The sequence below is a fragment of the Flexivirga sp. YIM B11880 genome, assembly GCF_058148645.1.
The window spans coordinates 591,439-611,041 of sequence record NZ_JBMAMH010000001.1; the positions used below are offsets into that span (position 1 = coordinate 591,439).

Genomic DNA, 19,603 nt, shown 5'->3' on the forward strand with positions numbered 1-19,603 from the left:
TGCCATGAACATCGTCTTCGTCGAGCCGAACTTCCCGCGCAATCAGCGCGAGTTCGCGCGAGCGCTGCACGAGGTGGGCGCAACCGTCTTCGCCGTCGGGGAGACCCCATGGGAGTGGCTCGACGAGCAGTTGCAGTCGTGGATCGACCACTACTACCAGGTCGGTTCGGTCACCGACGTCGACCAGTTGCGCACGGCGGTCGAGCATTTCCAGTCGATCGCCTGGATCGACGGCATGGAGGCGACGATCGAGGCGCACACGCTGCCGGCAGCGATCGTGAGGGAGGCCCTCGGCATACCGGGGACGTCGGTGCGGACCACCTGGCTGTGCCGGGACAAGCCGGCGATGAAGGAGGCGTTGCGGGCGGCCGGCGTGCCGACCGCCGCGTCCGCCGCGGCGCACGACCTGGACGACCTGCGGGACTTCGTCGACGAGCACGGTTATCCGGTCATCCTCAAACCGCGGGCCGGCGCCGGCGCCGCGGGCACGACCCGCGTGGACAACTACCGCGAACTCGTCGAGGCGGCAGCGACTTTCGGCGCGGCCGACTCGATCGCGATCGAGGAGTTCGTCGAGGGGCACGAGGGCTTCTACGACACGTTGAGTGTCGACGGCGCGATCGCGCTCGACTTCGCGTCGCACTATTACCCCGGCGTGCTGGAGGCGATGCGCAACCGGTGGATCAGCCCGCAGTTCGTGGCGACCAACCGGGTCGACTCCGAGCCGTTCTACGCTGAGCTGCGGGCGCTGGGTGAGCGGGTCAACGAGGTGCTCGGCATCCGCACCGCGCCGACCCACATGGAATACTTCGTCAGCCCGAAAGGCTTGCGGTTCAGCGAGATCGGCGCGCGGCCTCCGGGTGTGGGTTGCTGGGACCTGTATGCCGCCGGCAACGACATGGACATCTACCGCGCGTGGGCCGACTCGGTGGTGCACCACCACGTGTGGCACGTGCCGAGCAGGGCGTATGCCGCGGGGATCATAGCCCTGCGGCCGGACCGGGACGGCATCATCACCTCGATCGACGGCCTGGACGAGGTCAACGCGCGGTTCGGCGAGTGGATCCTCGACTCCCACCTTCCGGTCGGCGCGGCCACACAGCCGATCGAGGCCGGCTACATGGCCAACGCGTGGATCCGCATGCGCCACGGCGACTACGACGTCCTGCGCGGCATGCTGGACGAGGTGGGGCGCAGGGTGCAGGTGCACGCGGCGTGATTCCGGATCGTCCGTGGATGGTGCTGCTCGGTCCGCAGCGCCGTCCGTCACTCGACAAGGTCGTCGCCGGGCTCCACGTGGACGGACCGTTCGCGACCGTCACCGCGGGCTGGCTCGAGCGCGAGGTCGTCGACGACGAACTGCGCGAGCACCTCGGCGGGCGAGCGGTCAATCTGGCGCTCTGGACCCGTCGGCAGGACGTGCTCGACCGGGACCCCGACTTCGCCGCTGCGCACCGGGCGCGCCAGGCGGAGCTGTCCGACATACAAGATCTCTATCTCATCGGAGTAGGTCACACCTCCCGGGCGATCACCGAACTGCGCGAGCAGACCGAGCGTTCACCGCGCGCCCAGGAGCAGGCACTGCGTGACGCGGAAGAAGTGCTGCGCTCGCTGGACCGGCGGCACCTGGAGCGGGTGCGGGAGGCCAACGCCGAGTTCTACGCGGCGACCCAGCCGCACGAGCATCCGTTGGTCGCCGCCCACCGGGCGGAGGTGGCCCAGATCCTCGCCGAGACGCAGGCTGTGGTCATCGCCGGTGGTCATGTCGGTGAGCTGCTCGACGCGCTGCACCTCTTCAACGTCGTCCCGGCCGGCCTCGACCGGCTGCCGATCATCGCCTGGTCGGCCGGCGCGATGGTGCTGACCGAGCGCGTTGTCCTTTTCAACGACAACGCGATTCGCGGACCGCGCGCACCCGAGGTGTATGACGACGGACTCGGTCTGCTGTGCGGGACCGTCGTGCTGCCGGCAGCGCACAAGCGCCTGCAGATGGCCAACACGGAGCGAATGTCGTTGCTCGCCAAGCGGTTTGCCCCGGCAATGTGCGTGCCGCTCGATCCGGGAGCGCGCATATCCGTGGCGGCGGACGGTTCACTACCCGGAGACACACCGGTCATCGGGCGATCCGGTGAGATGTCCACTGTCGCTACAGCTTCCGAGGGTGCCGTCGATGGCTAGACAACTGGCGATCCACCGGCTCCGCTCGCGGAAGCCGTTGGACGAGAACGCCATCGACCGCTTCCTGCACCAGCACGACGTTCCGATCGTGGAGGGCGAGCGCTGCACCTTCCTCTACCGAGGGGACGCCGACGAAGTCTGGGTGCGGCACCGAATCGTCGGGCAGCAGCAACGGGTACCGATGCAACGCCTCGCCGACACGTCCCTGTGGTACGTCGTGCTGGAGCTGCCGGCCGGGTCTCGGGTCGAATACCAGCTGGAAGTGCGACACGGCGAACATCACGAGCAGGGCAACGATCCCCTCAATCCGCACGTGGCCAACAGTCCGGTCGGGTCGTCGTCGGTGTGCCAGGCCACCGGGTATGTCGTGCCCGACTGGGTGCACCCGGACCCGGACGCGCGACCGGGTGAAATCGTCGATCTGACAGTGCAGTCCAAGGCGCTGCGGCGACGCAGCGAGTGCCGCGTCTACCTCCCGGCACGGTTCCGCAGCACGCACCGTTATCCGCTGCTGATCGTGCACGACGGCGACGACTTCCTGCACTACGCGGCGATGAAGACCGTGCTGGACAACCTCATCCACCGGCTGGACATGGCCGAAACCGTGGTGATCTTCACCAACCCGGGCGACCGCACTCGCGAATACGCCAACTCCGTCCAGCACGCCCGCTTCATCGCCAAGGAGCTGCTTCCGACGGTCGAGGACGAGTTTCCTTTGCTTGCAACACCTTCCGCCCGCTGTCTGATGGGGGCATCGTTCGGTGCGGTGGCGAGCCTGTCCACGGCATACCGCTATCCGGACGTGTTCGGCTCGCTCATCCTGCAGTCCGGCTCGTTCGTCTTCACCGACATCGGCACGGACCATGGAGGTGGTCCGGCCTTCGACCCGGTCGTCCGCTTCATGAACCGCTACCGCGCCGCACCTCGCAAGGTCGCCAGTCGCCTGTTCGTTTCATGTGGAACCTACGAGGACCTGATCGTCTACGACCGGTCGATGGTGCCGGTCTTCGAGCGGGCCGGTATGCGGGTCCGGTATGTCGAGGCGCGTGACGGTCACTCCTGGGAGGACTGGCGCGACCGCCTTCGCGACGCTCTCTCCTGGGTCTATCCCGGTCCGCACAAGTACGTCTACGAGTAAGTCACCTGCGCTGCGTCGGCTTCGCAGTGGTGTCGCAGTGAGCTCGCAGCGCTGCTGAGCAGGCTGACTCCTGACCCCACGACCCAGGAGGAAACCATGCGCAGGACACATTTCAAGCTCACCGCAGCGCTGGTGGCGGCACCCACGCTGCTGCTCGGTGCCGGCGCGCTCGCCGCGTCGCCGGCTCACGCGGCGACCGCCCGCAACGGGGTGTGTGAGAGCGGCGAGTTCTGTCTCTACTACAACTCGGATGAGGCCGGCTCGGTGTCGGACTTCACCACTTCGATCAGCGACTACGGCGCGACCCAGCCCAGCTGCTACGAGTTCAAGGGGCCCGGCGCCGGGCAGGGTCTGTGCGTCAAGAACAACGCCGCGTCGGTGTGGAATCGCACGAGCAAGCCGGTCACCGTGTTCTACAACTCCGGCTATGCCGGGCACTCGCAGACCTTCGCGGCCGGCGTGAAAGGCAACCTCGACGCGACGCTGAAGAACAACAACGCCTCCCACCGGATCGGCGCGGCGACCGCCAGCGTGCACGGGATCGACGTCAGCGACAACAACAGCACGATCAACTGGGCCGGTCAGTACTCCTCGGGGGTCCGCTTCGCCTATGTCAAGGCCACCGAGGGCAGCACCTGGACCGACCCGACCTTCGGGACGAACTACCAGGGCTCGCGCAACGCCGGACTGGTCCGCGGTGCCTACCACTTCGCCAATCCGGCGGGCGCCTCCGGCACCCTGCAGGCCGACTGGTTCGTTGCACACGGCGGCGCCTGGCGGGCCGACGGCTACACGCTGCCCGGCGCGCTCGACGTCGAGGGCACGTGTTACGGCAAGACGCCGACGGCGATGGTCAACTGGATCAAGGCCTTCGTGGCCGAATACAAGCTGAAGGAGGGCCGCACCCCGGTCATCTACACCAACCGCTCCTGGTGGCAGGACTGCACCGGCGACAGCACCGCCTTCCACAGCAGCGCGCTCTGGTTCGCACACCCGACCACTGTGGGCACGCTGCCCGGCGGCTGGGCCAAGCAGACGATCTGGCAGTACGGCATCACCAACGGCATCGACCAGGATCGGTTCAATGGCCCGATGACCGCGCTCAAGGCGTTCGCGAACAACAGCTGACCCACCGACGACGCGCCGCCTCACTCATTCGAGCGGGGCGGCGCCCGGTCGTCCGCGGTGCGTATGACGAGGCGAGCACCCCCACCCAGCGCTACTGTGAGGGCTCCAGGGACCGGTGGCACCGGTGGCCGACGGCTGTCCACGACATCGGAGAACGAGGGGACCGGCAGTGAGCGAGCGCAGCGAGCGACCGGACGGGTACCGGACGAATGCCGACTCCCGAAGCAGGAGGGAGCACGCGTGAGCAGCGCCACGTGGGAACACCTCGCCCTGCGTCGACTCAGTGCGCTCATCTCACGCGCCGCAGCCCAACCGAGCCTCGGCGAGCTGCTCGATCTGGTGACCTCGGGCGTCTCGGACATCGTGGGGTTCCAGGTTGCGGCCGTGAGTCTGTTGCAACCGGGCGACGAGTTCGAGGTCGTGGCGGTGGCCGGTGATGAAGACGCGCGGACTCAGCTGATCGGCGCGCGCACCCCACGGGCGCAGATCGAGTCCGAGTTCGCCGAAGCCGAACGCTGGGGCAGCCTGTGGTTCCTCCCGCACGACCGGCTGCCGGCCGACCACCTCGCCGGCTGGGTGTCACCGGACTGGCACACAGCTGATCACGGCGCTCTGCCCGAAGCCGAGCTGTGGCACCCCGAGGACACGCTGATTGCGCCATTCTTCTCGGCGTCCGGCTCGATGCTCGGCTATCTCTCGGTCGACCTGCCGGACGACGGGCGGCGACCAGGAGAACTCCGCCGGGGGGTGCTGGAGGTGTTCGCGGCCCAGGCGGGCATCGCGATCAGCCACATGCGGCAGCGGGCTGCGCTGGCCGAACGCGACCGCCTGGTCGGGGCCGTGCATTCGGTCGTGCGTGCCTCGCAGCAGTCGCTGGAGATCGACCAGATCCTCACCGACACCATCAGCGGATTGGCCGACGGGCTGCGCAGCCAGCGGATGTGGGTGAGGGTGTTCGCGGGCATCGACGACGCCGGGGACCACGGTCACCAACGGCAGTACCCGGACGGCATGTCCGCCGAGATCCCGCCGGCTCTGCGCAAACTCGCCGGCCGGATGGCGCAACACTGCTGGCTCAGCCAACGCCCGGCCATCGTCGCGCACCGGCACATGGAGCCGCGCGAAGCACTCTCCGAGGACGAGGCCCGGCTGGTGCTGGACTTCATCACCGGGATCGGTTCGCACTCCCTGTTGCTGGTGCCGTTGGGTGCCGCGACCGAATGCGTCGGCTATCTGGTGATGACCCGCGAGGCGGCTTTCCCGACCTGGAGTCCGCAGGAGGTCGACGGTGCCATGGAGGTCGGCCGGGACCTGGGTCGCTCGGTGCTCAACGCCCGTCTGCTCGAACGCGAGCGCCACCTGGTCGGAGTGCTCCAGGACGCCAACCGGGCCAAGAGCACCCTGCTGGCGACCGTGTCGCACGAGTTGAAGAACCCGCTGAGCTCGATCCTGGGACACGTCGAGGTCCTCACCGAGGAGATCGGTGAACGGCAGGGCCGTATGCCGAGCCGATCCCTCGCGGTGATCGAACGCAATTCCCGCCGTCTGTTGTCCCTGGTCGAGGAGCTGCTGTCCTTCTCCCGGCTGAGCGACCCGGACCGGCCGCTGGAGCGTGTCACCGTGGACCTCCACCAGGTGATGTCGGACACGGTCGAGGTGCTGTCGCCGCTGGCCACTGCGGGTGACGTCCGGATCGAGGTGCAGCTGCCGGCCGGGGGGTTGGCTGTGGAGGCGGACGAGGACCAGTTGACGGCCCTGGTGCTCAATCTGGCGAGCAACGCGGTGAAGTTCAGTCCACGCGGCTCGACGGTCCGGCTCAGCGCCCACCCGGTGCCCGATGCGGTCGAGATCCGCTGCGTGGACGAAGGCATCGGCATCTCCGAGGACGACCAGCGCAAGCTCTTCGCGGAGTTCTATCGCTCGAGCAACCCGGCGGCCCACGAGATCGCCGGCACCGGCCTGGGCCTCAGCATCGTCAAGCGCATCGTGGAGCGACACGAAGGCCACATCGCGGTCTCTTCCCGACTGGGCGAGGGCAGCATGTTCACCGTCACGCTGCCGACCGCCTGCCAGGTGCCCCGGCCGGCCCGGCGATTCGGTGCGCCACAGGACGCTGCGCGGACTCCGTGACGGTTAAGGTGTGGCTGTGGTGGAGGAGATCCGCCAGAACCCGCCCCGGCTCGCGGTGCTCGATGTCATGATGCCCGGCTTGTCCGGCCTCGATCTGCTGCGGACCATCCGCGCCGACGAACAATTGGCCGACGTACGCGTCGTGCTGCTGACCGCCCGGACCCGCGACAGCGATGTGGATGCCGGCTTCTCGGTGGGCGCTGACGACTACGTGAGCAAACCGTTCAGCCCACGAGAGCTCGTCCACCGGGTTGCCGGTCTGCTGGGGCGGGGTGCGTGACAGCACCCTCGCTGATCAGCAGCGGGCTGCTGCACATCGTGGCGATCGTCGTAATCGCGCTCTGCGTGCTGCTCGCGGTAGTGGTGGTGCTGAGCAAACTGATCACCAGCCGCCGGGAGGCGGCGACTCGTTCCCGAATGGCACCGCTGCGACCCGACGTGCTGGCGGTGGCCGCCGGAGAGGACGGCGACGGCACGGCGCGTGCCCGGCTCATCGCACACCCGGATCAACGCGGCGAACTCGACCGTGCGCTGGTCGGTGTGTTGACCAAGGTGCGTGGGGCGCCGGCCGACACCCTCGTCGACGTGCTCCGCGGCCGGGACGCGGTCACCCGGACGGTCCGCGCAACCCATGCCACCTCGAGTGTCCGGCGCGCACGCGCCTTCCGCACCCTGGGGCTGCTCCGCGACCCGGACCTCACCTCCGATCTGCTGCGCGGCCTGCACGACCGCTCGCCGGAGGTCCGGCTCGTGGCGGCTCGAGCGATCGGAGCGGTCGGGCCGCCGGCCGGGGCCGATGCTGCGCGTGCGGTGCTGCGGGCCGTGCGCACCCATCATGCGCAACCCGGTGTGGCCGCCGGCACGGCGACCGATGCGCTGGTCCGGCTGGGTGTCGTCGCAGAGCCGGCGATCCGCGACGGAGTGGCGGACGAGGACTCGGGCGTGCGGCTGGTCGCGGCGAAGGTGGCCGGGCGGGGACTGTTCAGCTCGTGCGCGTCGCAACTGGCCGCGCTCGCCGGCAGCGACCCCGACTCATTGGTCCGGGTCGCCGCCACCACAGCGCTCGGTGAACTCGGCCGCCCGGCGGACGGACCAGTGCTCACTGCGCTGACTGGCAGCGGCGAACCGTCGTCGGTACGTCGTGCCGCGGCGACCGCACTGGGCAAGCTCGGCACCGCCGACGCTGCGGTCGCACTCGCGGCCCTGCTGTCCGACTCCGACCGGCGGCTCGCGGCGGTCGCCGCCGCTGCACTCGGAGACTCCGGCGAGGGCCGGGCGGCGTTGCGACGCGCGGCCGCCGACGCGGACAACTCCCCGTCGGCCGTGCGCGCAGCCAGAGCCACCCTCGAGGTGTTGCGGCTGCGCGGTGGAGAGGAGGCCTGATGGACTGGCAGGCGTTCAGCGACAGCCTGCGTGACGTGGTGCTCACCGCCCTCGGAGTGGTGCAGTGGCCGATCCTGATCTATTTCCTGGTCATCAACACCTCCTACCTGATGCTGATCGGCCTGGCCGCCTGGGATTTCGTACACCACCTGCGCCGGGTGGAGCAGTCCGGCCGGCCCGAGCGCATCGCCGGTGACTACGCACCGTCGGTGGGCGTCGTGGTGCCGATGCACAACGAGGCTGCCGGCATCGTGTCCTCGCTGCAATCCCTCCTCGCACTGCACTACCCGCACCACGAGGTGGTCGCGGTCGACGACGGCAGCACCGACGACACCTTCGCGGTGCTGCAGCAGGCCTTCGACCTGGTGCCGGTGGACCGGGAGATTCCCATCGAAGTGCCGGTCAACGCCGAGATCCTCTCGGTCAACATTCCGCGCGACGGACGCACACCGCTGACCGTCGTCCGCAAGACCAACTCGGGCCGCTCGGACGCGGTCAATCTCGGCATCAACGCAGCCAGCACCGACCTGGTCGTCTTCGTGGACGCCGATTCGATCCTCGACCCCGACGCCCTGATCACGGTCACCGTCCCGTTCGCCGACGACCCGAACCGCATGGTCGCCACCGGCGGTGTCGTCCGTGCCGCCAACGGGAGCCGGATCGTCGCCGGCCGCCTGGTCGAGGCGCGGATGCCCCGTCAGTTGCTCCCCCGCATCCAGATCGTGGAATACCTGCGAGCGTTCCTGCTCGGCCGCACCGGGTGGTCCCGCATTCGCGCCCTCCTGCTGATCTCCGGTGCGTTCGGCGTCTTTCGCCGGGACGTGCTGGTGGAGGTCGGCGGGCTGGACACCACCAGCATCGGTGAGGACTTCGAACTCGTGATGCGCGTGCACCGTACGATGCGCCGCGAGGGCCGCGACTACCGTGTCCAGTTCGTCGGTGAACCGGTGTGCTGGACCGAGGTCCCGTCGACCCTCAAGGTGCTGCAGAAGCAGCGCGCCCGCTGGCACCGAGGTCTCTGGGAGACGCTGTGGAAGTACCGCGGCATGGTGTGCAACCCGCGCTACGGCCGCCTCGGCATGATCGCGCTGCCCTTCTACTGGGCCTTCGAATTGATCGCACCGTTGCTGGAGTTCGCCGGGCTGCTGCTGATGGTCCTCGGTCTCGCACTGGGCGTCGTCAACGTCCCCTTCGCGCTGTTGTTCCTCCTCATCGCGTACGGCTACGCGATCCTGGTGACACTGGCCGCGATGACGGTCGAAGAGCTGACGTTCCACAAGTACACGCGCTGGCGCGACCTGGGCGCGATGGTCACCGCCGCAATCGCCGAGAACCTCGGCTACCGCCAGCTCACCGCCTGGTGGCGGCTGCAGGGGTGGTGGGCCAGCCTGCGCGGCAAGAAGCAGGTGTGGGGCACCATGACGCGCGTCGGACTGGGCGAGAGCACCGACCAGTAACGACGCCCGGACTCACCGGTTCCGTCCGGCCACTCCCTGCTTGGCCATCGCACCGGCCGCCCGCCGTCGCGGTTGCTCGACCGGCAGTTCGACACGGAAGGTCGTGCCGACGTCCTCGGTGCTGCTCAGCGTCAACGTGCCGTGATGCGCCTCGACGATGGTCTTGACGATCGTGAGGCCGAGCCCGACCCCCGGTATGGCGCGGCCGACAGCGGTGGACGCGCGGAAGAAGCGCTGGAACATCAGGCGCTGCTCGTCGGCCGGTATGCCGATGCCGGTGTCCGTGACCTCAATCGCGACGCCGGGGCCCTCCGCCGCCAGTTTCAGGTCCACCCGTCCTCCGGACGGGGTGAACTTCAGCGCGTTCGACAGCAGGTTGTCCAGCACCTGCCCCAATCGTCCCGGGTCGCCGGTCACCGTGGGCAGCTCGTCGGCCTGCACCTGCAGCGTGATGTCACTGGCCGCCGCCCGGGGCCGGGCCGCCTCCACCGCCGCGGCGGCCAAGGCCTCGACATCGACCGGTTCGAGTTCGAGGGTGACACTGCCGGCGTCGATCTGCGCGGTGAGCAGCAGGTCGCCGACCAGCCGCAGCAGGCGGTGCGCGTTCCGGTCGATGGTGGCCAGGAACTGCAGCTGGGCATCGCTGAGATTGTCCGTGTCGTCCAACAGCATCTCGAGGAATCCGATGATCGACGTCAACGGCGTGCGCAACTCGTGCGAGACAACCGCGAGGAACTGGTCCTTGAGATGCTCCGCGGCGCGCACCTCCGTCAGGTCGCGGGTGATCAGACTGAAGCCACGCAGCTGCCCTGCCGTGTCGTGGATGGCGGTGATGACGACGCCGGCCCAGAAGACGCTGCCGTCCTTGCGGGCGATCCAGCATTCCTCCGCGAATCGGCCGTGCTCCGCGGCCTGGGTCAGCGCGCGGTCGAGATCCGTCCCGGTCTTCTGACCGGGCGGGTACAGCGCCGAGAAGTGCCGCCCCACGATCTCGTCGGCCGCGTAGCCCTTGAGCCGCTCCGCGCCGGTGTTCCAGGTCTGCACCCGTCCGTCGGGGGCCAGCATCAGGATGGCGTAGTCGGTGGTGGCGTCGATCAGCAACCGAAGACGTTCTTCGCTGTCCCGGACCGCCTGCTCGGCTTCCCGGCGTTCGGTGATGTCGTGCATCGCCACCACGGCGCCCAGCACGCTGCCGTCACTGCGGATGATGCGCTGACCGTGGACCACGGTGCGACGCGGGGGGCCGTCGACCGGCGTGACCACGATCTCCTCGTCCTCCACCGGCTCACCCCGCAGCACGCGCGCCAACGGTGCGTCGGCGGCAGGGATCGGGGTCACGCCGTCGGCGGCGAACAACCGGAAGCCGCCCCCCGGCTCGCTCACCGACGTGCTGATGCCGTGGAAACCGTTCGGCGGACCGGAGCCGTGGATGGCGCGGGCCGCATTGTTCTCCAGGCTGGGCCGCCCGGCCGCGTCGCACGCGGTGATGCCGACGTCCACGCTGTCCAGGACCGCTTGCAGGAAGACCCTGCTCGTTTCCAGATTGTCGGCCAGGGACTCCTGTTCCTGCACCAGCCGGTGCACGGTGTATCCCACGATGGTGGCGAGCACCGGCCAGAGGATCACCCGGGTCCACTCCCGAGGCGGGTAGTCGGGTGCGCCGACGACCAGGATGGGCACCAGGAACGCCACACACGCACCGACGACCGCCACCGTGAGTTGCCGCCACGTGCCGTAGAGAGCGACCCAGAGCACTGGGAGGATGATCAGCGCCGACAGCTCCGACCGACTCGCGCCGTCTGCATCGCGCAGCAGCGCCGCCACGGCGAGAAACGCCACGGGTATGACGACCTGTGCCCGTGCCGGCAGCGCTCTCCACGGCAGCGCCACGACCGCAATCGCCAACACGCAGGTCAGCACCACGGCTGCGGCCAGCGTTGACCCACGAAGCTCGTGGCCGGGCAGAGCGAGGGTGACGAACGCGACGAGGGTCGCGCCGGCAAAGGGCAGGATGCGCCGGGTGCGCCCCGGCCCGACCAGCGGACCTCGGGAGCCGGTGGGCGACGCGTGCGTCACGCTCGGCTGCTGCTCCATGTCGCGCGCCGAACCGCCGGTCCAGCCTCTCCGTGTTGCCCGGCTCGTCCCGCTCATCCGGCGTTCTGCGCGATCAGGGAGGTCAGCAGGTCCTCGAGTTCACGGCGGGTGAACGGCTTGGGCAGCACGGCGTCCGCCGTCGACGGATAGCGGTCGGTATCGAGCACCGAGGTGATCACGACGCGGCAGTGTGCCGTCTCGGGATCGGCACGCAACTCACGCATCACCTGCTCGCCGGGGATTCCGGGCAGCCGCAGGTCGACGATCGCGATGTCGGGTCGCTGCAGCCGCGCCGCGGGCATGGCTTCCTCCCCACTGCCCACGCCGACCACGCTGCAGCCCAGCCGGCGTAGGTGGGAGCTGAACAGGACGCGGGTGTCGACGTCGTCCTCGACGAGGAGCACACGTGGCTCGCCGACTGCGTTCGCCGCAGTCGACCGGGGGTCGTCCTGATCGTGCTGGGTCATGAACTTCCTACGAGATCTGCTTTCCGGAGGCGCTACAGCCCTGGCAGCGTCTTCACTACCCGGTTCCGAACGGCCCGACCCTGTTGTGAGCACTCAGGATAGGGGTCGGGAGGCGGCCAGAGCGCCTTTGTGCACCCCGAACCTATGACGGAATCCCGAGATGGCGGACAAGTTGCTGACCGGCACGCTGCCGTCGGCCAACCGGGCGTTCTAGCTGGAGCCGGGTGGGCGTAGGGATCGTCGGGCTTCCCGAGCGGCAAGATCGGTCGCCTCGCTTGCGGACCTCGCGGAAGGGCGTTGCGACCGCGGACACGAAAATCCCGGACCGCGTCATACGGTCCGGGATCAGCCGGTGGAGCCAAGGGGACTCGAACCCCTAACCCCCTGCTTGCAAAGCAGGTGCGCTACCAATTGCGCCATGGCCCCGAAGGGACGGCCACCCGAGGGCGGCCGAAGGTGTCAGTTGCCGGCGGGTTTGTCGGCGGCCTGCGCCCACAGGTCCTTGGTGTCCTTCTTCTGGGACAGCTTCTGCTTGGCCACGACGGCCAGGCCGGCGACGCCGAGCAGCAGGACGAGCTTCTTGAACATTGGCGGACTCCGATCGGCTCCGGGGGAGGGTGGTGGTGGGCCTAACAGGACTTGAACCTGTGACCTCTTCCTTATCAGGGAAGCGCTCTAACCGACTGAGCTATAGGCCCGTGCACCGTCCGGCGTCCCGCGGCTGCTTGCCCCGGGCGCCGGACGAGACTATCTCACCGAGGCGGGCAGCACCAAAACGAGGTCGTATGGCGCCCGCCCGCGGCCGCTAGTCGTCGGACAGCGTCATCTGCACGCCGCCGACCAGCGAGGCACAGATGTTGTAGAGGAACGCCACCAGGGTCGCGAAGGCCGTCATCAGCAGCACGTCGACCACGGCGATCACGACCGACAGCGACACGACGCGGCCGAAGCCGACGTAGTCCATGATGTCGAAGCTCTTGCCGTTGGTCTCCAGGGTGCGCAGCAGGGCGTTGATGTTGTCCCAGACGCCCATGCCCTTCAGCACGATCCAGAGCATCGCGATCATCACGACCATCGCGATGCCGATGGCCACGGACAGCAGGAACGCGATCTTCATGACCGACCACGGGTCGATCCGGGAGAGGGTCAGCCGCACCCTGCGGGGTGTCGTCCGGCCCGGTCGTCGTGGTGCGCCAGGGCGCTGCGGCGCGGCGCGACCGGGCGTCCTGGCGGCGGGTTTGCCGCCGCCGCCCTTGGCAGCGGGCCGCGGCGGGGTGGCGCGTGTGGTGCCGCCCGCGGCCGCGGCCGGCAGCTTCACCGCCCCGGTGTCGGTCGCCGTCGTCCCGGCGCCCTGGGCGTCGGATCCGTCAGTGCTGCTCACTCATCGTCTCCCGGCTCGTCCGGAGTCTGCTCGACGTCCGCCTCCGCCGACCCGTCGGTGACGGGGGCCTCGGCGACCGTGGCACCGTCCTGCGGCACCTCGGATGACGGTACGCCATCATCCTGGTCGTCTTCGACCTCCTGCTCGGCGTTCCGGGCGACGGCGACGATCGAGTCGTTCTTGTCCGGGGTCGCGAACTGCACACCCTGGGTGGACCGGCCGGTCCGTCGGACCTCGACGACGGGGGAGCGGACGATCTTGCCCTTCTCCATGACGACGAGGACCTCGTCGGTCTCGTGGACGGTCAGCGCGCCCACCAGGTCACCCCCGCGATCGGAGATCGCCGCGACCTTCACCCCGAGCGTGGCCCGACCCTTGACCGGGTAGTCCGAGGCGGCGGTGCGCTTGGCCAGGCCGTTCTCGAAGACGACGAAGACGTCCGGGTCGGTGCCGGCATGGATGACGTTCATCGACAGCAACTCGTCGCCGGCGCGGAACTTCATGCCGGTCACGCCGGACGTGGACCGGCCCATCGGCCGCAGCGTGTCGTCGGTGGCGTGGAACCGCACCGACTGTCCCTTGCGGGACACCAGCAGCACGTCGTCCTCGGAGCTCGTCAGTCCGGCGCCGACGAGTTCGTCGCCGTCGCGCAGGTTGACCGCGATGAGACCGCCGGTGCGCGGCGAGTCGTAGTCGGTGAGCCGGGTCTTCTTGACCAGGCCCCGCTTGGTGGCCAGCAGCAGGTAGGGTGCCTGCTCGTAGTCGCGCAGCTGCATGACCTGGGCGATCTGCTCGCCCGGCTGGAAGGCCAGCAGGTTGGCGACGTGCTGACCCTTGGCGTCCCGGCTGCCCTCGGGCAGCTCGTAGGCCTTCGCACGGTAGACCCGACCGGCGTTGGTGAAGAACAGCAGCCACTGGTGGGTCGTCGTCGTGAAGAAGTGCTCCACCACGTCGTCACCGCGCAGGCTGGCGCCGCGGACACCCTTGCCGCCACGGCGCTGCGAGCGGTATTCGCTGGTCTTGGTCCGCTTGGCGTAACCGCCACGGGTGATCGTGACGACGACGTCCTCCTCGGGGATGAGGTCCTCCATCGACATGTCACCGTCGAAGGGCACGATCTGGGTGCGCCGGGCATCGCCATACCGGTTGACGATCTCGCCCAGCTCGTCGCTGACGATCTGCCGCTGCCGCTCCGGCTTGCCCAGGATGTCGCGGTAGTCTTCGATGGCGCGCTGCAGCTCGTCGTGCTGGTCGACGATCTTCTGCCGCTCCAACGCCGCCAGGCGGCGCAGCTGCATGTTGAGGATCGCGGTCGCCTGGACCTCGTCGACGTCCAGCAGCTGCATCAGGCCGGTCCGGGCCTCGTCGGCGGACGGGCTCCGCCGGATCAGCGCGATGACCTCGTCGAGCGCGTCGAGCGCCTTGAGGTAGCCGCGCAGGATGTGGATCTCTTCCTCGGCCTTGCGCAGCAGGTATGCCGTCCGGCGGCGGATCACCTCGATCTGGTGCTCCACCCAGTAGCGCACGAAGGCCGAGATCGGCAGCGTGCGCGGTACACCGTCGACCAGCGCCAGCATGTTGGCGCCGAAGCTCTGCTGCAGCTGGGTGTGCTTGTAGAGGTTGTTCAGCACCACCTTGGCGACGGCGTCGCGCTTGAGCACGATCACCAGGCGCTGACCGGTTCGGCCGGAGGTCTCGTCGCGCAGGTCGGCGATGCCGCCGATGCGGCCGTCCCGGACCAGCGCGGCGATCTTCTCGGCGAGCGCGTCCGGGTTGACCTGGTAGGGCAGCTCGGTGACCACCAGGCACTGCCGGCCCTGGATCTCCTCGACGTTGACCACCGCGCGCATGACGATCGATCCGCGACCGGTGCGGTAGGCGTCCTCGATGCCCTTGTGGCCCATGATCAGCGCGCCGGTCGGGAAGTCCGGGCCGGGGATGATCTCCAACAGCTTGGCCAGGAACTCCTCGCGGCTGCACTCCGGGTGCGCCAGCAGCCACTGGGCGCCGGCGGCGACCTCGCGCAGGTTGTGCGGCGGGATCTGCGTCGCCATACCGACCGCGATGCCGGCGGCGCCGTTGACGAGCAGGTTGGGGAAGCGCGCCGGCAGCACCGTCGGCTGCATGGTCTTGCCGTCGTAGTTCGGCTCGAAGTCGACGGTGTCCTTCTCGATGTCGCGCACCAGCTCCATGGCCAGCGGCGCCATCCGGCACTCGGTGTATCGCGGCGCGGCGGCTCCGTCGTTGCCGGGCGAGCCGAAGTTGCCCTGCCCGTCGATCAGCGGGTAGCGCATCGACCACGGCTGCACCAGACGGACCAGCGCGTCGTAGATCGCGCTGTCACCGTGCGGGTGGTACTGACCCATCACGTCGCCGACCACGCGGCTGCACTTGTTGTAGCCGCGGTCCGGGCGGTAGCCGCCGTCGAACATCGCGTAGACGATGCGGCGGTGCACCGGCTTCATCCCGTCGCGCACATCGGGCAAGGCGCGGCTGACGATGACCGCCATAGCGTAGTCGATGTAGCTGCGCTGCATCTCGGTGTTGAGATCGATGGGGTCAATCCCGGTGCGGGTGATCGCCTCGTCACCCACCTGGTCCGAGCTGCCCACGATCTCGTCCGCGTTGTCGTCCGGCGGAGTCTGGCCGTCGTCGTCGCTCATCGATCTCCCTCAGTTCCCAATGCAATTCGAAGTTGTTGTATGGCGCTTCACGTCGGTCGAGCGTTGTCCTGAGTAGCCGGCGAGGTACGAGCCGGCGTATCGAAGGGTGCCCGGGGGAGCCAAGCGGAGGAGGTGTATCGAGACCACGTGCCGCCTCGGGTCTCGATACGGGCTCCGCTGGCGCTCCGCCCTACTCGACCAGCGAGGCGTCAGATGTCAAGCCCTTACGACATCTTCCTCGTACTCCGCTACGGCCGGACACTCGCTGCGCTCGCGTCCAACCTCCGCTGCGTCCTTCGTCAGATGTCAAGCCCTTACGACATCTTCCTCGTACTCCGCTACGGCCGGACACTCGCTGCGCTCGCGTCCAACCTCCGCTGCGTCCTTCGTCAGATGTCAAGGAACCGCACGTCCTTGGCGTTGCGCTGGATGAACCCACGCCGGCTCTCGACATCCTCACCCATCAGCACCGCGAAGATCTCGTCGGCGGCGGCCGCATCGTCCAGGGTGACCTGCAGCAGCGTCCGGTGCTCGGGGTCCATGGTGGTTTCCCACAGCTCCTGATAGTTCATCTCGCCGAGACCCTTGTAGCGCTGCACGGCGTTGTCCTTCGGCAGCCGCCAGCCGTTGCTCTCACCGATCTTGATCAGCCCGTCGCGTTCCTTGTCGGAGAACGCGAACTCGTGCTCGTGGTTGCTCCACTTGATCCGGTAGAGCGGCGGCTGCGCCAGGTAGACGTAGCCGGCCTCGATCAGCGGCCGCATGAAGCGGAACAGCAGGGTCAGCAGCAGCGTGCGGATGTGCATGCCGTCGACGTCGGCATCGGCCATCAGCACGATCTTGTGATAGCGCGCCTTCCCGATGTCGAACTCTTCGCCGATGCCGGTGCCGAACGCCGAGATCAGCGATTGCACCTCGTTGTTGGCCAGCACCTTGTCGATGCGGGCCTTCTCGACGTTGAGGATCTTGCCGCGGATCGGCAGGATCGCCTGGTTGAAGGGGTTGCGGCCCTGCACCGCCGAACCACCGGCCGAGTCGCCCTCGACGATGAACACCTCGGAGATCGTCGGGTCGTTGCTCTGGCAGTCCTTCAGCTTGCCGGGCATCGCCGCGGTGTCCAGCAGGCCCTTGCGCCGGGTGGCCTCGCGCGCCTTGCGCGCCGCCATCCGGGCCGCCGCGGACTGGATCGCCTTGCGGACGATGCCTTGACCCTCGCGCGGGTGCTGCTGCAGCCAGTGGTCGAACTCGTCACGCACCGCCGACTGCACGAAGCCCTTGACCTCCGAGTTGCCCAGCTTGGTCTTGGTCTGCCCCTCGAACTGCGGCTCGCCGAGCTTGACCGACACGACGGCCGTGAGGCCCTCGCGGATGTCGTCGCCGGTGAGGTTCTCGTCCTTGTCCTTCAGCAGCTTCTGGTTGCGGGCGAAGGTGTTGACCAGCGACGTCATCGCCGCCCGGAAACCCTCCTCGTGGGTGCCGCCCTCGTGGGTGTTGATCGCGTTGGCGTAGGTGTGCACCGACTCGCTGTATGCCGTGGTCCACTGCATCGCGATCTCCACGGACAGCAGCCGATCCGGGTCCTCGTGCTCGAAGGCGATGATGTCCTCGTGCACCGGCTCACTCTTCTTGGAGGAGTTGAGGTGCTTGACGTAGTCGATCAGGCCGTCGTCGTAGCGGTAGGTGACGGTGCGCGGCTTGCCCGACTCGTCCTCCACCTCGTCCTTGGCCGTGGCACCCGCGAGCGCCTCCTCCTCGGCACCCTCGTCGACCTGCTGCACCCGCTCGTCGGTCAGCGTGATCGCCAGGCCCTTGTTGAGGAAGGCGTACTGCTGGAAGCGGGCCCGGATCGTCTCGAAGTCGTAGTCGACCGTCTCGAAGATGGCCGGGTCGGCCCAGAACGTGATGGTCGTGCCGTGGTCGGACGGATCGGTCTCGCCGATCACCTCCAGCGGTGCCTTGGGCACGCCGTGGTCGAACTCCATGTAGTAGATCTGGCCGTTGCGCCGGACGTCGGCGGTCAGCCTGGTGGACAGCGCGTTGACGACCGACGAGCCGACGCCGTGCAGTCCGCCGGAGACCTTGTAGCCGCCGCCGCCGAACTTCCCGCCGGCGTGCAACTGGGTCAGCACCAGCTCGACGGTCGAGACGCCGTAGGCCTCGTTGATCGCCACCGGTATGCCGCGAGCGTGGTCACGCACGCGCACACCGCCGTCGGCCAGGATGGTGACCTCGATGTGGTCGCCATACCCCGCCATCGCCTCGTCGACGGAGTTGTCGACGATCTCGGTGACCAGGTGGTGCAGGCCGCGGATACCGGTGGACCCGATGTACATGCCGGGGCGCTTGCGGACCGCCTCGAGGCCCTCCAGCACCTGGATGTCCTCGGCGCCGTAGGTGGAAGCACCACCGTCGTCTGCTGCTGCCGGCCGGGTTTCCGGCTCATTCGTGGACGAATCGTGCGCAGGCGTGTCGGTCACAGTGCTCCTTCGAGGCGATGCGAGACGAATCCGAGCCGGGCACACGTGCGGCTCGCCGAGTGGCGAGCCGCAGGAGGGGGCGACAATGCTCAGATTTCGTCTTCCAGCATACCTTGCTGGGCACGCAGAACGGCACGTGAGGTGTCGTCAATGGCATTTTGCGGGCCGGACGGACCACTTCTCGACTCCCCACACATGACCGGGGGCGGCAGTGCGCTCACGCCGCGTTCAGCGGTGGCTCACTGGTGCAGCACGTAAACGATCGCTCCGGTCTCCGTCGTGCAGGTGACGTAGGAGTCCTCGTGGCAGGTCACGGCGTACTTGTCGTGCGTCTCCGGTGACTTCGCGCGGAACGACGCGTCGCCCGCGCTGTTCTTGTTGGCGTTGTAGAGCGTCGCCACGACCGCGGCGAAACTGCACGACGTCTTGGGCCCCGTCCCGTAGGTGCTGGATCCGGGACAGGGGGACGCCGAACCGGGCAGTGTGGTCGCGTAGCTCGGACTGGAACTCGAACTGCTCGACGCGTGCGAGGACGACGACGAGGACGGCGCGGACGACGACGGGGCCGACGACTGCGACGGTGTCTGCGTCCTCGTCTTCGTCACGGTGGCCGTCGGCGTGAACGCGCCCTCGGTCATCCGGCCGGTCGAGTTGTTGAGAATGATCGCGATGACCACCGCGACGATCGCGAGGGAAACCACGATGACCGCCACCGGCGCCCACACGGCACCCTTGCGCTGCGGCGGCTCCTCGTAGAAGGCCGCCGGCTGGTAGTGGGTCTGGTCGGCCGGTTGGTACTCGTCATACGGCTGCCGCCCCGGCTGCGGAGCCGGGCGGGCGTAGGTCGCGTGCTCGCTCGAGCGCGTCCGGTCGCTGTCGTATGGCGGGCCGGCCCACGCCGTGGCATCCGGGTCGTGCGCGCTTGTCGAAGTGCTCTGATCGCTGAAAAAGTGGTCGAACTCATCCCGGCCCCCGCCCGGGTTGCTGCCCTGACCTTCGTGGTCATGACTCACGTCGAAACTGCTTCCTGCCGCTAGGGGTCGGTGTGCACAAACTCGACCCACTGTACGTGGCGGTCCCCTGCAGCGGCCAAATGCGAGCTGCGAG

General features: G+C 68.4%; 15 protein-coding genes and 2 tRNA genes. 8 read left to right on the forward strand and 9 right to left on the reverse strand.

What is annotated here, in order from left to right:
* Positions 1 to 4: 4 nt before the first annotated feature.
* From ACN8HC_RS02830 to ACN8HC_RS02865, 8 genes are all read left to right on the forward strand, one after another.
* Positions 5 to 1,219: an ATP-grasp domain-containing protein gene (locus ACN8HC_RS02830; protein WP_490073349.1), complete on the forward strand. Its 1,215-nt coding sequence runs from the start codon at positions 5 to 7 to the stop codon at positions 1,217 to 1,219.
* Positions 1,216 to 2,178 (forward strand): Type 1 glutamine amidotransferase-like domain-containing protein, encoded by a 963-nt coding sequence (locus tag ACN8HC_RS02835; protein WP_490073350.1) that lies wholly within the window; start codon positions 1,216 to 1,218, stop codon positions 2,176 to 2,178. Before ACN8HC_RS02830 ends, ACN8HC_RS02835 begins: the two co-directional genes overlap by 4 nt.
* On the forward strand, positions 2,171 to 3,316 hold the full coding sequence (locus tag ACN8HC_RS02840) for an alpha/beta hydrolase-fold protein (RefSeq protein WP_490073351.1): 1,146 nt from the start codon (positions 2,171 to 2,173) through the stop codon (positions 3,314 to 3,316). Before ACN8HC_RS02835 ends, ACN8HC_RS02840 begins: the two co-directional genes overlap by 8 nt.
* A 96-nt stretch (positions 3,317 to 3,412) precedes the next feature.
* On the forward strand, positions 3,413 to 4,444 hold the full coding sequence (locus ACN8HC_RS02845; protein ID WP_490073352.1) for a GH25 family lysozyme: 1,032 nt from the start codon (positions 3,413 to 3,415) through the stop codon (positions 4,442 to 4,444).
* Positions 4,445 to 4,684: 240 nt separating this feature from the next.
* The gene (locus tag ACN8HC_RS02850; RefSeq protein ID WP_490073353.1) at positions 4,685 to 6,574 is read left to right on the forward strand and encodes a sensor histidine kinase; all 1,890 of its coding nucleotides are present in this window, start codon (positions 4,685 to 4,687) and stop codon (positions 6,572 to 6,574) included.
* Between the two features lie 10 nt (positions 6,575 to 6,584).
* Positions 6,585 to 6,854: a response regulator transcription factor gene (locus ACN8HC_RS02855; RefSeq protein WP_490073354.1), complete on the forward strand. Its 270-nt coding sequence runs from the start codon at positions 6,585 to 6,587 to the stop codon at positions 6,852 to 6,854.
* Entirely contained in the window at positions 6,851 to 7,957 is a 1,107-nt protein-coding gene (locus ACN8HC_RS02860; RefSeq protein WP_490073355.1) for a HEAT repeat domain-containing protein, read from the forward strand. Before ACN8HC_RS02855 ends, ACN8HC_RS02860 begins: the two co-directional genes overlap by 4 nt.
* Entirely contained in the window at positions 7,957 to 9,414 is a 1,458-nt protein-coding gene (locus tag ACN8HC_RS02865; protein ID WP_490073356.1) for a glycosyltransferase family 2 protein, read from the forward strand. The genes ACN8HC_RS02860 and ACN8HC_RS02865 overlap by 1 nt, the downstream gene beginning before the upstream one ends.
* A gap of 12 nt (positions 9,415 to 9,426) precedes the next feature.
* Here the strand turns inward: ACN8HC_RS02865 and ACN8HC_RS02870 are convergent, their stop codons facing one another.
* The 9 genes from ACN8HC_RS02870 to ACN8HC_RS02910 all read right to left on the reverse strand — a co-directional run bounded on the left by ACN8HC_RS02870 (position 9,427) and on the right by ACN8HC_RS02910 (position 19,509).
* Entirely contained in the window at positions 9,427 to 11,508 is a 2,082-nt protein-coding gene (locus ACN8HC_RS02870) for a PAS domain-containing sensor histidine kinase (protein ID WP_490073357.1), read from the reverse strand.
* Positions 11,509 to 11,561: 53 nt separating this feature from the next.
* Positions 11,562 to 11,975, reverse strand: a complete 414-nt coding sequence (locus tag ACN8HC_RS02875) for a response regulator (RefSeq protein ID WP_490073358.1) — start codon at positions 11,973 to 11,975, stop codon at positions 11,562 to 11,564.
* Positions 11,976 to 12,328: 353 nt separating this feature from the next.
* A tRNA-Ala gene (locus ACN8HC_RS02880) sits at positions 12,329 to 12,401 on the reverse strand.
* Positions 12,402 to 12,434: 33 nt separating this feature from the next.
* Positions 12,435 to 12,563 (reverse strand): DLW-39 family protein, encoded by a 129-nt coding sequence (locus ACN8HC_RS02885; protein WP_490073359.1) that lies wholly within the window; start codon positions 12,561 to 12,563, stop codon positions 12,435 to 12,437.
* Between the two features lie 33 nt (positions 12,564 to 12,596).
* Positions 12,597 to 12,673 (reverse strand) — tRNA-Ile (locus tag ACN8HC_RS02890).
* 107 nt (positions 12,674 to 12,780) lie between these two features.
* On the reverse strand, positions 12,781 to 13,356 hold the full coding sequence (locus tag ACN8HC_RS02895) for a DUF3566 domain-containing protein (RefSeq protein ID WP_490073360.1): 576 nt from the start codon (positions 13,354 to 13,356) through the stop codon (positions 12,781 to 12,783).
* Positions 13,353 to 16,019, reverse strand: coding sequence for a DNA gyrase subunit A (gene gyrA / locus ACN8HC_RS02900; protein ID WP_490073361.1), 2,667 nt, complete (start codon positions 16,017 to 16,019; stop codon positions 13,353 to 13,355). The genes ACN8HC_RS02895 and gyrA overlap by 4 nt, the downstream gene beginning before the upstream one ends.
* A gap of 389 nt (positions 16,020 to 16,408) precedes the next feature.
* Positions 16,409 to 18,496 carry a DNA topoisomerase (ATP-hydrolyzing) subunit B gene (gene gyrB / locus ACN8HC_RS02905; RefSeq protein ID WP_490073362.1) on the reverse strand — a complete coding sequence of 696 codons (2,088 nt, stop codon included), beginning with the start codon at positions 18,494 to 18,496 and terminating at the stop codon, positions 16,409 to 16,411.
* 239 nt (positions 18,497 to 18,735) lie between these two features.
* Positions 18,736 to 19,509, reverse strand: a complete 774-nt coding sequence (locus ACN8HC_RS02910) for a hypothetical protein (RefSeq protein ID WP_490073363.1) — start codon at positions 19,507 to 19,509, stop codon at positions 18,736 to 18,738.
* Positions 19,510 to 19,603 lie beyond the last annotated feature (94 nt).

What these genes read in the sequence shown, in the direction of transcription:
- ACN8HC_RS02830 (WP_490073349.1), top strand. Translation starts at nt 5, where the DNA reads ATGAACATCGTCTTCGTCGAGCCGAACTTCCCGCGCAATCAGCGCGAG.
- ACN8HC_RS02865 (WP_490073356.1), top strand. Translation starts at nt 7,957, where the DNA reads ATGGACTGGCAGGCGTTCAGCGACAGCCTGCGTGACGTGGTGCTCACC.
- ACN8HC_RS02885 (WP_490073359.1), bottom strand. Translation starts at nt 12,563, where the DNA reads ATGTTCAAGAAGCTCGTCCTGCTGCTCGGCGTCGCCGGCCTGGCCGTC.
- ACN8HC_RS02840 (WP_490073351.1), top strand. Translation starts at nt 2,171, where the DNA reads ATGGCTAGACAACTGGCGATCCACCGGCTCCGCTCGCGGAAGCCGTTG.
- ACN8HC_RS02845 (WP_490073352.1), top strand. Translation starts at nt 3,413, where the DNA reads ATGCGCAGGACACATTTCAAGCTCACCGCAGCGCTGGTGGCGGCACCC.
- gyrA (WP_490073361.1), bottom strand. Translation starts at nt 16,019, where the DNA reads ATGAGCGACGACGACGGCCAGACTCCGCCGGACGACAACGCGGACGAG.
- ACN8HC_RS02875 (WP_490073358.1), bottom strand. Translation starts at nt 11,975, where the DNA reads ATGACCCAGCACGATCAGGACGACCCCCGGTCGACTGCGGCGAACGCA.
- ACN8HC_RS02870 (WP_490073357.1), bottom strand. Translation starts at nt 11,508, where the DNA reads ATGGAGCAGCAGCCGAGCGTGACGCACGCGTCGCCCACCGGCTCCCGA.